The organism is Lentzea terrae, from assembly GCF_003265345.1.
GTDB classification, from domain to species: Bacteria; Actinomycetota; Actinomycetes; order Mycobacteriales; family Pseudonocardiaceae; genus Lentzea; species Lentzea terrae.
Window position 1 is genome coordinate 126,609 of the sequence record NZ_QFWW01000008.1, and the last position, 13,652, is coordinate 140,260.

Consider the following 13,652-nt stretch of genomic DNA (forward strand, 5'->3'; position numbering starts at 1 on the left):
CGGATGGATCGCGGGAGGCGGGGCTGGTGCCTGCGGCTGGTCGGGGAGACGGTCATGTGCCGGGCGGGCGAGACGCGGGTCGCGGCCCAGATCGGCAGCCGCAAGGCGCGCACGTTGCTGGCGGTGCTGGGACTGCGGTGCGGTCAGTGGGTGACGGTGAACGTCCTCGCCGACGCGCTGTGGGGTGATCGTCCGCCACGCCGCCCCGTCGCGGGCGTGGCCACCCTGGTGAGTCGCCTGCGGGCCGGGTTCGGGCAGGAGGTGGTCGTGGGCGCCGGTTCCGGCTACCGGCTGGGTGACGCGGTGCGGGTCGACGTCCACGACGCGGAGTCGTTGCTCACCGAGGCGGAGCTGGCGCTGCGTGCGGGCGAGCCGGCGGACGGACGCGTTGCCGCGGATCGGGCGCTGGGGCTGGTCGGCGGGGCGCAGGTGCTGACGGACCACCCGGCGGGGGAGTGGGCCGAGCAGGCGCGGCGCTGGCACGCCGAACTGGTGCGCCGCGCGTGGCACGTGGCGGCGGAAAGCGCGCTGCGCACCGGTGATCCCGAACGGGCGCGGGCCGTGGCGGAGATCGCGATCGCGGCGGACCCGCTGGACGAGGCGGCCTACCGCGTGCTGATGGAGGCGCACGCGGCGGTGGGCGAGCCGGCCCGCGCGGTGCTCGCCTACCAGCGGTTGCGCGCCGAACTGACCGACGAGCTGGGCATCGATCCGGCTCCGCAGACCCGCGACCTGCACCTCTCGATCCTCCGGACCGGTTCTGCAACCGAACTGCAACGGCCGTACGGATGCTGACCGCATTCGGCGTCAACCGAACTATTCGTGAAGGAGTGCAGGATGCCCACGCTCATGAAGGAACGTGCTCAGGACATCGTCGCCGGCTGGCGCACGGGTGACGTGGACGGCCCGGCCGGACCGCTGTTCCCCAGCGGCGAGTACGCCGAGCACGAGCTCACCATGACCGGCCACTCCGGCAAGTGCGGCACGGTCTGCACCTATTCGCAGGGACGGCAGTGCTGCTGAGTCGGTAGCCCACAAAGGAGCTTCAGCGGCCATGCTGCGGAACGATGAACCGCGTCCGGCTTTTCCCGACGAACTGGCAGGTGAGTTCGGCCCAGCGCTCGATCCCCTGGTCGCGCCCGCCCTGGCAGGCCTCGCGGCCGAGCTCCGCGCGGTGCCGGGGCTGGCCGACGAGGAGCGGGACGTCGTGCACACGGCGGCCTCGGTCACGGTGCGGGAAGCCGTGTACCGCAAGGTTTGCCGCGTGCTGGTGCTCGAGCTGAACGCCGCGCGGATCACCGGTGCGCTCACCGCGGCGGATCCGGCGGCCCGGTTCGCGCAGTGGCTGGCCGGGGCGAGCGACAGCCGGTTCTGGGACGGGCTGGACGAGCACTATCCGCAGCTGCGGCAGCGGTTGTCGACGGTGGTCGGCAACCGCTGCGCCGCGGCTGTTCAGCTGGCCCACCGGTTCAGCGCGGACCGGGCCTCGCTCGCCGCGTTGCTCGGCAAGGCACCCGGCACGCTCACCGCCGTCGAGTTCGGCGCGGGCGACAGCCACCGCGGTGGGCAGACCGTGGCTGTCCTGCGCTGCACGGCCGGTCGAGTCGTCTACAAGCCGAGGTCGGTCGAAGTCGACGCGGTGCTCGGCCGGCTGTTGCGCGCGCTGTTGTCCGACGAGCCCGCGGCCAGCCGGATCCGCGTTCCCGATGTGCTGCTGCGGGACGGCTACGGGTGGGCCGCACACGTCGAACACCGCTACTGCTCCGGCGACGAGGAGCTGCGCGCGTTCTACCGGGGGATGGGCCACTGGCTCGCGGTCATGCGCCTGCTCGGCGGCAGCGACCTGCACGCGGAGAACCTGATCGCGGCCGGCCCGGTTCCTGTTGTCGTGGACTGCGAAACCCTGTTCACTCCCGTGCACGAGCTCGGCAAGCCGTCCGGCTACGGGCTCGCCGTCGACCGCGCCGTCAGTCTCGTCGGCGGCACCGTGCTGCGGACCGGCCTGTTGCCCGGCCGAGGCCTCGCGCTCGGCTGGCGCGGCGTCGACTCGTCCGCGATCGGTTCGTTGCCGGGCCAGCAGCCGTCCGCGCCCGTCCCGATGGTCGTCGGCGGCGGCACGGACCTCGCCAGGGTGGAACTGGTGCAGGCCCCGATCGCGTTGGCCGCCAACCATCCCAGCGCCGAGCCGATGCTCGGCAAGCACTGGCAACGGATCTACGACGGCTTCACCGAGCTGACCGAGCGGTTGCTGGAGATGGATCGCGAAGGCCGGCTGGAACCGTTGCTGGCCGGATTTGCCGACTGCCCGGTGCGGATCGTGGCCCGTGCCACCGAGACCTACGCCGAGCTGGGCCGGATGCTCTGGCACCCGACCTCGTTGCACGGCGAGCAGGCCGCCCGGCAGCGCGCCGCCGGGTTGCTCGCCAAGCAGGCGGAGACCGCGCCGGGTGCGCCCGGTGACCCGGCGGTGATCGACGCGGAGATCGCGGACCTGCTCGCCGGCGACGTGCCGTTCTTCGCCACGACACCGCGCGACGGTGTGCTGACCGGGCCTGGCGGCACCACCTGGGGCGAACCGCTGGATCTCGTCGCCGACGCGCTGCACCGGTGGCGCGGCAACGATTTCGCGCTCGACCGGCAGGTGGCAGAGGCCGCGTTGGTGAGCGCCTACCTGAACGAGGGCTGGCTGCCGGACGACCGCCGCCTGCTCGCCACCGCCGTGCGCACGGACGACCTCGACCGCCGTCGGCGCACCCAGGCGGCGGACATCGTTCGCGCAGTGCGGGACCACGCTCTGCGGGCCGACGACGGGTCCGTCACCTGGATCGCGCCGGTGCTCAACCCAACCGGATGGGCGGTCACGCCGCTCGGGCCTGACCTCTACGGCGGGCTCTCCGGGATGGCGGTTCTCCTCGCCGCGTACATCGTCGAGATGAACGCCGACCGGGCGGACGAGGTCTCAGGCCTCGACTCCCTGCTCGCCGCCGTGGTGTACACGATGCGGCTCGGCGAGGACCAGATCGCGCGGGAGCACGCAGGCGAGCCGGCCATGCGTCCCGAGCCGCCCGGCGGTTACATCGGGCTCGGGTCGCAGATCTGGGGATGGCTGCTGCTGCACCGGATCGGGGTGGCCGGGGGACTCGAGCGAGCGTCGGCACTCGCCGGACAGGTCGCCGCCGGTGTGCGGGTCGACGAGTCGTTCGACGTGCTGCACGGGATGGCGGGCGCGGTGGTGCCTCTGCTGCGGCTCGCCGAGGCCGACCACCGGTGGACGGTCCTCGCGGCTCAGATCGGGGACCGGTTGATCGGCGCGGCCACATCTGAGGGCTGCTGGCCGACCGCCGCGTTCCCGGAAGGGATCGGCGGGTTCGCCCACGGGGTGACCGGGATGGGCTGGGCACTCGCCCGGCTCGCCGCGGTCACCGGCGACGCCGCGCACCGGCGTGGCGCGGAAGCCGCGTTCACCTACGAGGAGTCGCTCTACGACCCGGCTTTGCGCGGCTGGCGGGACCTGCGTTCGCCGGGCATGGCCGCGTCGGCCTGGTGCCACGGTGCGGGCGGCATCGGTGTCGCCGCCGCCGATCTGCTGCAGAACGGCGAAGGGCGTTGGAGGGACGTGCTGCGGCGCGCGGCCGAAGCGTGCTGGGAGTCGGGCCTGGGCTGGAACCACACGCTCTGCCACGGAGATCTCGGCGTGTGGGAGGTCGTCGACTCTGCTTTGGGCGCCGGGGTGGGACCCGTGGACCGGGTGACGCTGGACGGTCACGTGCTCAGCAGCCTGGAGGAGCACGGCCCGATCAGCGGCATGGCCAGGGAGGCGTTCTCGCCCGGCCTGCTGCCGGGGCTCGGCGGAGTGGCCTACCAGCTCCTGCGGATGCATCCGGACTGCACGCTGCCCAGCGTTCTACTGCCTGATCCTGGACCGATCCGGCGATGACCGAGGCGCTGGCGTCCCCGTACTGGCGGCTCGACGACACCGGTAGGCCGCTCTCGTTCTGGCAGCTGCTGCGCCGTTTTCCCGCGGCGGGCAGGCCGGTCGTGGAGGTGATCTGGCAGGCGGCGCCCCGCTCCGCCGCGGTGATCGCCGTGCTGCAGGTCGCGTCCGGCGTCACCGGGGCGTTCGGGTTGCTGGCGACCACCGGCGTGCTCGAGGAACTGCTGACCGCGGGGCCGACAGCGCAGCGGGTGCTCGCGGCCGTGCCGTCGTTGCTGCTGGTGATCTTTGCCTACTCGGCTCGGGCCGCCATGGACGCGGGCGTCGCGCTGGCCACCGCGCGGGTGGTGCCAGGGGTGCGCCGGGTGGCCGAGGAGCGGTTGTTCGACGCGAGCCTGCACGCCGAGCTGATCGCGTTCGACGACGACCGCTTCTACGACCGCATGCACCGGGCTCGTGACCGCGGCCTGTTCTACCTGGAACAGGCCACCAGCAATGTGGTCGCGTTGCTCGGCGCGGTCTTCGCCGTCGTGGGCGCCGCCGGCATCATCGGTGTGCTGCATCCGGTGCTGTTGCCCGTGCTGCTGGTCAGCCTGCTGCCGGAGGGCTGGGCGGTCTTCCGCTCCGCCCGGCTGGGCTACGAGGGCATGACCCGCCTGGTGACGTTGAACCGCAGGCTGCGGATGATCTCGGACCTGGCCACCGAACGCGAACCGGCGGCCGAGATCAGGGCCTGCCAGGCCGAGCCGTTCGTGCTCGGCGAGTACCGGCAGGTCGCGGATGTGTTGCGGGACCACGAGGTTTCCGTTGGGCTCGCCCAGGCCAGGACCGGGATCGCCGGCCGGGCGTGTGCCGGGGTGGCCACCGCTCTCACGTTCGTGGCGCTGGGATTGTTGTTGTACGCCGGCTGGATTCCCCTGGCGGTCGCGGGCACGGCGGTGATCGCGATCCGGACGTCTTCGTTGGCGCTCGGTCAGCTGGTGCGCGCCTGCAACGAGTTGTTCGAGCAGAGCCTCTACGTCAGCGACTACCAGTCTTTTCTTCGTGCGGCAGGAGAACGTCGTCGTTCGGCTGGTGCCGTCGCGGGACCCCCGAACCGGATCACGTTGCACGACGTCGGTTTCCGCTATCCGGGCGCTGCTGTGGACGCCGTCCGAGACGTCAGCCTAACCCTCCACAAAGGACAGATCATCGCGCTGGTGGGGGAGAACGGCTCCGGCAAGACCACTCTGGCGAAGGTCATCGCCGGCCTGTACCGGCCGAGCAGCGGCCAGGTGTGCTGGGACGACCGCGACGTCGCCGAGCTCGACGTGGCCGACCAGGTGGTCGTGGTGCTGCAGGACCCGGTCCGGTGGCCGCACGACGCCAGGACCAACGTCCGGGTGGGCCGCCACCGCCGTGTCGATCCCGGCGACGCGGCGTTACGTTCCGCGGCCGACTCGGCGCGTGCCACGGAGGTGGTCGAGGGGCTGCCTCGTGGCTGGGAAACGTTGCTGTCCAAGTACTTCCGCGACGGCCACGAGCTGTCCGGCGGGCAGTGGCAACGCCTGGCCGTCGCACGCGGACTGTTCCGGGACGCGCCGCTGGTCATCTGGGACGAGCCCACCGCCCCGCTGGACGCCAAGGCCGAATACGCGGTGTACGAGTCGTTGCGGCAACTCGCGGGCAGCCGCACGGTCGTGCTGATCACGCACCGGCTGGCCAGCGTGCGCAACGCCGACCAGATCTACCTGCTGCACGAGGGCAGCCTGGTCGAACGGGGCACGCACGACGAACTGCTCGCGGCGGGGGGCCGGTACGCGCAGCTGTACGGGCTGCAGGTCGAGATGTACACCGGCGCGACCACGTGACGGCCGAGTTGAAGGGGCTGGTCCGCGGTTTGCGCGGCTGGCTGGTGCTGCTGGGCGACCTGTACACCGGCGCGACCACGTGACGGCCTTGCAGAGCCTGGCCCGCGGCCTGCACGGCCGGCTCGTGCTGCCAGGAGAACCCGGCTACTCGTCGGCGCGCACGGCGTTCGTCCGGGGTCTCGACGAGGTGCTCCCCGAAGCCGTCGTGCGCTGCGCCGACCCGGCCGACGTGGCCGAGGCGATCACGTTCGCGCGGTCCTGCGGATTGCCCTTCGCGTTGCGCGGCGGCGGCCACAGCTTCGCCGGCCACTCGTCCACCCGCGGTCTGCTGATCGATCTCGGCGGGCTCACCTCGATCGCCGTGGGTGCCGGGACCGTGACGATCGGCCCTGGTGTCCTGGTCGGCGGTCTGGCGCGGCGCCTGGCCGACCACGACCGGGTGGTGCCGTGCGGCTGGTGCCCGACGGTCGGCGTGACCGGCGCGCTGCTCGGCGGCGGATACGGTGTGCTCAGCCGGTTCTACGGGCTCGGCGCCGACCACCTGCTGGCCGCCGAAGTCGTGCTGGCCGACGGCCGGACCGTGCGGACGGATGCCGACCACGAGCCTGACCTCTTCTGGGCGCTGCGCGGCGCGGGCGGTGGCAACTTCGGCGCGGTCACCTCAGCCGTGCTGCGCACCCGACCGGCGCCCGCGCTGGTCTCGTTCTGCGTCCGGTGGCCGTACCACCAGGCAGCAGCCGTGATCGAGGCGTGGCAGCAGTGGGCACCTGACGCCGCGGACGAGGTCAACGCCGAGGTCGCGCTGACGGTGCCGGACTCGCTCGACGAACCGCCTTCGGTGACGGTCTTCGGCGTCGTCGTCGGGGACGTGGCTGAGCTCGCCGCTTTCACCGATCGCATCCCCGGTGCGGAGACCTCGCTGACCCCGCTGACCGGCCGAGCCGCCGCCTGCCACCACACCTATGCCGGTCTGCCCGCCACCGAGGTCCCGTTCGACCCACCGCCGCCGGGCGACCGGCCCGGCCTCCGCGTGACCAAGTCCGAGTTCTTCGACCACCCGCTGCCCCAAGACACCATCGCCGCACTCGTCGCAGGCCTCGTGCACGAGCGGGTCGAGGGCCAGCACCGGGAGCTGGAGCTCGTCCCGTGGCGCGGTGCGATCGGCCGGGTTCCTCGCAACGCCACCGCGTTCGTGCACCGCGAGGCCCGCTTCATGATCAGGCACGCGGTGCTGACCGGCCGCCGCGCCACCGACGAGCAACGCCGGGCCGCGAGCCGGTGGGCCACGTCGAGCTGGGCGCTGACGCATCCCCACGGCAGCGGGCACGTCTATCCCAACTACCCCGATCCGGACCTGCCCGACTGGGAGCACGCCTACTACGGCACCAACGCCGCACGGCTGCGCGAAGTCAAGCGGGCTCACGACCCTGTCGGTGCCTTCAGGTTCGGCCAGTCGATCTCCACAGAGGTCTAGGCTCGTCCGATACCACTCTGCTGGGAGCGGCCATGACGGAGATTCAGCGGTATCTCGCAGAAGAAGTCGCGGAAGACCTGGCTGACGGCATCATCAACCGAAGGGAAGCGCTCCGCCGCCTGGGCCTGCTCGGCGTGACCGGTGCGGCCGCGGCCGGCTTGCTGTCCGCGGGCACGGCGGCAGCCGAACCGGAAAGCGGCAAGCGTTCCTCGTCCGAAACGAGCTGGGCTCCCGTCCCACGGGAGTCGATCACCTTCCCAGGCCCCCGCGTGCCACTGATGGCCGCCTGGGCGCCTGCGGCCAAACCCCGTGGCGGCCTGCTGGTCATCCACGAGAACCGCGGCCTGAACGACCACATCCGCACGGTGGCCGGCCGGTTCGCCGCCAGCGGCTACTCAGCCCTCGCACTCGACCTGCTGTCCGAGGAGGGCGGCACCGGCTCGTTCCCCGGCGAGGCCGAAGTGGCGGCCGCGCTGTCGCGGATCCCGCCGGACCGTTTCGTGGCGGACATGAAGGCCGCCCTGACCGAGCTCAAACGGCGCGTGCGCGGCAAGAAGCTGTGCGCGGTCGGCTACTGCTTCGGCGGCAACATGGTGTGGCGCCTGCTCACCTCGAACGAGCCACGCCTGGCCGCGGGCGCCGCCTACTACGGCCCGTTCCCGGAAGGCGGCACCTTCGCCGGCTCCCGCGCCGCCGTGCTCGGTGTCTACGGCGGCCTGGACGCCCGAGTCAACGCAACCCGCCCGGCGGCCAAGGCAGCGCTGGAGGCGGCGCGGCTGAAGTACGAGCTCCTCACCTTCACCGAGGCTGATCACGCCTTCTTCAACGACACGGGCGCCCGGTTCAACCCGCACGCGGCGACGGAGGTGTGGCGCCGAACGCTGAACTGGTTCGACGCCGCCGACACCAAAACCTGACAAAACCAGGACAGTTGATCGACCTCCGGTCGAAGCGTCTTAAACCGGGAGGAGCCGCGCACTACGATCGAATGCCTCCAAACAGAGGAGGCGGTCTTGCCGGCGGACTACCTGCCCGAGCGGAACGTGCTGACCGGCGACCAGAAGTACCGGCAGGCGCTGCTCGCGATCGAGGGCAGAAAGCCGACGATCGATCTCGCCTACGTCGGCATCAGCGAGCTCGATCCTCGACGTCATCTGCACAGCGACATCGTCAACCTCGACGTGTACAACAACGCGTTGAAGGAGCTCCCTGGTCAGGTGGGGGAGCTCCTGGCGCTGGAGTGTCTGGACGTGAGCGACAACGACCTCACCGAGTTGCCCGCGTCGCTGACGAACCTGGCCCAGCTCACGGCGTTGAACGTCGCCCAGAACAAGATCTCCAGGTTGCCCGCGGACATCCAGAAGCTGGCGAACCTGCGCTACCTCAACGTCTCCGACAACGACCTGGACGAACTGCCTGCCGGGCTCGGTGGGCTCGGCGCGTTGGAGGAGCTCGACGTCAGCGGCAACCTGTTGACCGCCCTGCCCGCCCGGATCGGCCGGCTGCGTCAGCTGCGGACTCTCGACGCCGCCAACAACGAGCTGCTGATGTTGACCGACGACCTGTGCCAGCTGCGCGAGCTCGAGCAGCTCCTGCTCGAATACAACGACATGTCCCAGGTGTCCCCCAACATCAGCAAGCTGCGACTGCTGCGGGTGCTCGACCTCTCGCACAACAAACTCCGCGCGTTGCCCGCTGAGATCGGGACGCTGCGCAACCTCGAGACGTTGCGGCTCGAGTTCAACGCGTTGACCGAGGTGCCGGCGGACATCGGCAAGCTCAGCAGCCTCCGCGAGCTGGACCTGTCGGGCAATCGGCTGACCAGGTTGCCCAGGGAACTGGGGTACCTGCCGCCAGGAGTTCTGTTACGTCTCAACGGAAATCCGCTGGTCGAGCCGTACTCGACCTTGCTCGCCCGCGGCGTTCCGGCGCTGCTCAACTACCTCCGCAGTCTGGAGGACAGCGCACCTCAGTACGAGGCGAAGGTGTTGCTGGTCGGCGAGGGAGGCGTCGGGAAGTCCTCGCTCGTCGCGGCGCTGCGTGAGGACGAGTTCGTGCACAACCGGCCTACCACGCACGGCATCGAGATCGGCACGCTCGACCTGCCGCATCCCGAGCTCAACGCTCGCATGACCCTCAACACCTGGGACTTCGGGGGCCAGGAGGTCTACCGGATCACGCACCAGTTCTTCTTCTCCCGGCGAGCCCTGTACCTGTGCGTGTGGAAGCCGCGGGAGGGCCAGCTCGAGAACGGGGTCGAGTCGTGGTGCCGGCGGATCAGGCTGCGGGTGGCCGACCAGGCGAGGTTGATCGTCGTCGCGACGCACGCGAGCGAACGGCGTGCCGAGTTCGACTTCGGCCATCTCAAGTCCAAGTTCCCCCAGCTCGTCGTCGACTACTTCCGGGTGGACAGCCAAACCGGCGAGGGCATCGCCGAACTGCGCGCGGCGATCGCCCGCCACGCGGCCGGCCTGCCGCAGATGGGGGAGTTGCTGAACAACAGCTGGCGGCTGGCCCGTGACGAGGTGCTCGCAAATGAGGAGTCGCACATCACCCGGCTGGCCTTCGAACGGGTGAGCGCGTCGCACGGACTGTCCGAGGACAGCACCGCGACCCTCGCCGGGCTGATGCACGACCTCGGCCACATCATCAACTACGCGGACGACGACGGTCTGCGGGACCTCGTGGTGTTGCGACCGGAATGGCTCACCAAAGCCATCGGATACGTGCTGGAGGACGACTTCACCCGCGAGAACGCGGGCGAACTGCCGCACGACCGGCTGAGCACCGTCTGGTCGCCGGGCGGAAGGCCGCTCTACCCGTCCGAGTTCCACCCGTAGTTCCTGCGGTTGATGGAGAAGTTCGACGTCTCCTACCGGCTGCCGGACTCGAGGGCGAGCCTGGTCGCGCAGCTCGTGCCGTACGAGCGGCCAACGCACATCTGGCAGGACAAGGCGGTCGACGTCGAGCCGCGCCGTCGGGTGATCCGGGCGATCTGCCGGACCGGGGAGGAAGCGCCGGGCCTGATCGCCTGGCTGACCGTGCGCAATCACCGGTTCTCCGTCGGCAAGCACTGGCGACGCGGCGTCGTGCTGCGCCACGAGGAGCACGACGCAGAGGCTCTGTTCGAGCTCATGCCCAACGACCGAGACCTCCGGCTGACCGTGTTCGGCCCGGCGCCCGAATACTTCTTCCACGTGCTGAAGGACGGCGTCGAAGACCTGATCCACCACCGGTGGAAGGGCTTGACCTACGAGTTCCTCGTGCCGTGCGGGAAAACGGAGAGCGACGGCACGCGGTGCGTGGGCGTCTTCCCGTACCGCGCGCTGGTCAAGTTCCGACAGCGCAGGGAACGCCGGATCATCTGCACGTCGTGCGCGTCGTGGAGCGACGTGGAAGAGCTGATCTCCGGTCTGTCCCAGCCGACCGGCTCGCTCGAGGTCATGGTGCGCAACGTCGAACGAGCCCTGGTGCAGCAACGAGAACAGCTGAGCCGCATGGAGAACTCGATGACTGTGGAGGCCAGGCACCAGCGGGTCTTCGAGGCGGAGACGCAGCGCCACCTCCGAGTCGCGTTGCGCATGCTCAGCACGGAGGTGACGGACTGCCCTCGCCTCTTCACGATCGCGCCGGCCGACCGGCGAGCGGTCGTGCACGCGATGTCCACCCGCCTGCACTACAAGATCACGTTGTGGTGCGAGGAGTCGGGACACGAGCACCCCTGGGCCGACGCGACGTACGACTTCAAGCCCACCAAGGAATGGATCACCACCGTCGGCCCGTACGTGCGGTTCATCGCCTCGATGCTCCGGTTCGTGGTTCCGGTGGCCGGCGCCGGCTACGCCACCACGTTGACCAAGGACGAGCTCGACCTGGTCAAGGCGGACATCGAGCTCACGAAGACGCTCGCCGACAAGCTGCCGCAGAGCCAGGGCGAGTCCACCACCTCCATGCCGCAGGGCATGACGAAGGCCGAAGGCGCGGGCTTGCGGACGCTGCGGTCACTGCTCCTCACCCTCGACCCGGTGAGCGGGTTCGGCGACTTGCGGCGAGTGCACACGCCTTCTGGTGACATCGCCTGGGTGTGTCCCGCCCACCACAGCCTCTACGATCCGGGCCTTCCCGAGCTGCCTGCCGGCTCGTAGCCGATCCTGAACACGAACTGAGCCCTACCAGGTGATCGAGACGCCGCGCTGCCCGTAGAAGCCGGCGAAGAGCGCAACGGGAAGCCGGGCGTCACGGGTCTCGGCGGTGTGCCCGGAGGGGTTGCGGAAGCTGAGCGTGCCGGCCGCGTGGCCGGTGACGAGCACGAGATGACCGCCCTGTCCCGGAGCAGCCCGGTCAGGACGCCGGATCTCCTTGTGGACGGAAGCCATCACGATGCGTCCGGCGTCCAGCAGCCCGACGAGCTCGTCGGTCTGGAGGCGACCGTGCACCTCAGCGGTCAGTCCGTGTTCAGACCTGACGTACTCGGCGAAGGGCGCGTAGATGAGGCCCCGGATGTCCCGCCCCTCTTCGGTGTACGCGCCGTACTTGCGCGCGCCGTCGAGGAGGTCGAAGAGGGACGGCGCCTGACCATCACGGCTCAGCAGCGCCATGCGCAGACAGGCCATCCCGCAGATGTGCCCGCACCAGCGCGCGTAGGTGGCGAGGTCCGGAGCGCCGGACTCCCTCCAGCCGGCGTCCTCCGCCGGGTCGTGGCCCCGGTAGACGATGGCTTCGACCAGGTCGGCGCTGGCGAACTGGGTGACGGTCGGAAACACGTGCTCAGACACGCTCCCTCACAACGGCGACGTGGCGGGCGCTCGGGTGGTCGGGTCCGCTGCGCGCGACCAGCGTGAGCGAGTGCATGGCAGACATGCCTTGAATCTTCCAGCACCACGTCCGGAACGAGCATCAACTCGGCGGATCGAGCGGACTCGACACCTCGTCGGTCAGCACATTCGCGTCACTCGTGCAATTCCGGTGTCAGCCGTTGAGCAAGCGGCGAACTGCCCTCCTGAGCCTCCTGAATGCGGGCTGACCGCCTTGGGCTGCGGTGCTGACGGGTCTTTGACGGTCCAAGTTGGTACTGATCTCGTCGACGACCTCTTGACCAGCCGGCCGGAACGTGAACGCCGTCTCCGTCTCCGCTCATGCGCTGGCTGAAGTCCTTCAGTCGCTCCTTCCAGAACTCGCAGTCGAGACCATCCTCGGTTGGGACTGGGCCCGCGGAGTCCAGGTGCCGGTCCAGGCGCGTCGCCCGCGCGGTGCAGGCCGCACACGTTGCCGCTGGCCAGGCTGACGTAGACCGAGCCGGAGTCGCCCTTGTTGCTCATGCGGGGGAACGCGGCCAGCGGCGTCACCTCGATCTCCTCCGGATCGATGTCGGTGATGGTGCCCCTGGTCAACCCGGTGCGGGCGCCCACCTTCCACACCTCGTCGTCGGCGACGGGCGCGGCGGAACCCTCGATCCGGCCCTCGAGCTCGGTGGTGCCGTCCGCCCGCTTGATCCTGCGGATCTTCGGCGCGTAGGTGACCCGCTGTCCAGCAGGCCGATCGCGCAGTCGAGATCCTCGTCGAAGTCGACGACCTCACCGATCTTGCCGGTGGTGCAGCAGCAGCTCTTCCACCACTTCGGATGGCCGACCCCGTCCCCGTTGGCCCCGCCGGGATCGATGAGGACGTGCCAGTTGCTGAGGAAGACGACCTTGCCGTCGGAGGTGCGCTCGCAGAAGCAGCCGAGCGTGCCGGTGCCGCCGGCGACCTCGGCGCCCAGCCGGCTGCCGCCCACCTTGGGGGAGTAGGAGGTCCAGTCGTCCTCGTCGCCGAAGCCGATCTCGGGCACCGGCCGCCGCCGGACCACCACGTCGGTCGGCACGCCCGCCACCTCCGCGGGGACCATCTGGTCGGCCGGAACCTCGTCGGCCGGGAGCTTCTGCTCGACGTGCACCCGGAACACGAACTCGTCGGTGAGCTCGCCACCGCGTTCCCGCACACCGACCGCCACCTTCGTGACGCCGGGGATGCCGATCAGCCGGTCGCGGACGTCCGGCAGCAGTGCCAAGAGGCGTTCGGTCTCGGCCTTGCTCCTCGACCTCCGTCGGTACGCCGCGGATTCGGACGGGACGAGCTCGCCGCGCGGAACCTGCTCGGGCGGCAGCTTGCGGCGCACCGACACGACGTAGACGGCCTCGTCGACGAGCGCGCCTGCCCGGCGGCGCAAGCCGACCCCGACCTCGACGACCCCGGGGATGCGCTCCAGCTCCTGCCGGACTTCCTCGTAGGAGGCCAGCAGGCGATTCTGGATCTCCAGCCAGTTGGTGCCCGTCATGCAGCCTCCCGCGTGGAGGGCCTTCTACACGGGGTCGTCGAGCGTGGACCGGCCGTTACGGCGTCGATTCGCCAGTCACTC

The 13,652-nt window shown here is 70.3% G+C and carries 10 protein-coding genes; 8 read left to right on the forward strand and 2 right to left on the reverse strand.

The window, feature by feature from the left end; all coding sequences use genetic code 11:
* Positions 1-3: 3 nt before the first annotated feature.
* The 8 genes from DI276_RS14920 (at position 4) to DI276_RS53600 (ending at position 11,403) form a co-directional block, all read left to right on the forward strand.
* Positions 4-795: an AfsR/SARP family transcriptional regulator gene (locus tag DI276_RS14920; protein ID WP_157984715.1), complete on the forward strand. Its 792-nt coding sequence runs from the start codon at positions 4-6 to the stop codon at positions 793-795.
* A gap of 42 nt (positions 796-837) precedes the next feature.
* Positions 838-1,023, forward strand: coding sequence for a DUF6229 family protein (locus DI276_RS14925; protein WP_112263944.1), 186 nt, complete (start codon positions 838-840; stop codon positions 1,021-1,023).
* A gap of 31 nt (positions 1,024-1,054) precedes the next feature.
* Positions 1,055-3,937 (forward strand): type 2 lanthipeptide synthetase LanM family protein, encoded by a 2,883-nt coding sequence (locus DI276_RS14930; protein ID WP_112263945.1) that lies wholly within the window; start codon positions 1,055-1,057, stop codon positions 3,935-3,937.
* Positions 3,934-5,784 (forward strand): ABC transporter ATP-binding protein, encoded by a 1,851-nt coding sequence (locus DI276_RS14935; RefSeq protein WP_112263946.1) that lies wholly within the window; start codon positions 3,934-3,936, stop codon positions 5,782-5,784. Before DI276_RS14930 ends, DI276_RS14935 begins: the two co-directional genes overlap by 4 nt.
* Before the next feature lie 79 nt (positions 5,785-5,863).
* Positions 5,864-7,258 carry an FAD-binding oxidoreductase gene (locus DI276_RS14940; protein ID WP_112263947.1) on the forward strand — a complete coding sequence of 465 codons (1,395 nt, stop codon included), beginning with the start codon at positions 5,864-5,866 and terminating at the stop codon, positions 7,256-7,258.
* A 32-nt stretch (positions 7,259-7,290) separates the two neighbouring features.
* Positions 7,291-8,175: a dienelactone hydrolase family protein gene (locus DI276_RS14945; RefSeq protein WP_112263948.1), complete on the forward strand. Its 885-nt coding sequence runs from the start codon at positions 7,291-7,293 to the stop codon at positions 8,173-8,175.
* A gap of 96 nt (positions 8,176-8,271) precedes the next feature.
* Positions 8,272-10,098 (forward strand): leucine-rich repeat domain-containing protein, encoded by a 1,827-nt coding sequence (locus DI276_RS53595; protein ID WP_112263949.1) that lies wholly within the window; start codon positions 8,272-8,274, stop codon positions 10,096-10,098.
* A gap of 12 nt (positions 10,099-10,110) precedes the next feature.
* The gene (locus DI276_RS53600) at positions 10,111-11,403 is read left to right on the forward strand and encodes a COR domain-containing protein (protein ID WP_112263950.1); all 1,293 of its coding nucleotides are present in this window, start codon (positions 10,111-10,113) and stop codon (positions 11,401-11,403) included.
* Between the two features lie 24 nt (positions 11,404-11,427).
* Here the strand turns inward: DI276_RS53600 and DI276_RS14960 are convergent, their stop codons facing one another.
* Entirely contained in the window at positions 11,428-12,033 is a 606-nt protein-coding gene (locus tag DI276_RS14960) for a C39 family peptidase (protein WP_112263951.1), read from the reverse strand.
* Between the two features lie 611 nt (positions 12,034-12,644).
* Positions 12,645-13,571, reverse strand: coding sequence for a hypothetical protein (locus tag DI276_RS14965; RefSeq protein ID WP_112263952.1), 927 nt, complete (start codon positions 13,569-13,571; stop codon positions 12,645-12,647).
* Positions 13,572-13,652: the final 81 nt, after the last annotated feature.

Bases quoted from the DNA above. Each gene is read 5' to 3' on its own strand.
- DI276_RS14920 (WP_157984715.1), top strand. From the start codon at position 4: ATGGATCGCGGGAGGCGGGGCTGGTGCCTGCGGCTGGTCGGGGAGACG.
- DI276_RS14925 (WP_112263944.1), top strand. From the start codon at position 838: ATGCCCACGCTCATGAAGGAACGTGCTCAGGACATCGTCGCCGGCTGG.
- DI276_RS14930 (WP_112263945.1), top strand. From the start codon at position 1,055: ATGCTGCGGAACGATGAACCGCGTCCGGCTTTTCCCGACGAACTGGCA.
- DI276_RS14935 (WP_112263946.1), top strand. From the start codon at position 3,934: ATGACCGAGGCGCTGGCGTCCCCGTACTGGCGGCTCGACGACACCGGT.
- DI276_RS14945 (WP_112263948.1), top strand. From the start codon at position 7,291: ATGACGGAGATTCAGCGGTATCTCGCAGAAGAAGTCGCGGAAGACCTG.
- DI276_RS53600 (WP_112263950.1), top strand. From the start codon at position 10,111: ATGGAGAAGTTCGACGTCTCCTACCGGCTGCCGGACTCGAGGGCGAGC.
- DI276_RS14965 (WP_112263952.1), bottom strand. From the start codon at position 13,571: ATGACGGGCACCAACTGGCTGGAGATCCAGAATCGCCTGCTGGCCTCC.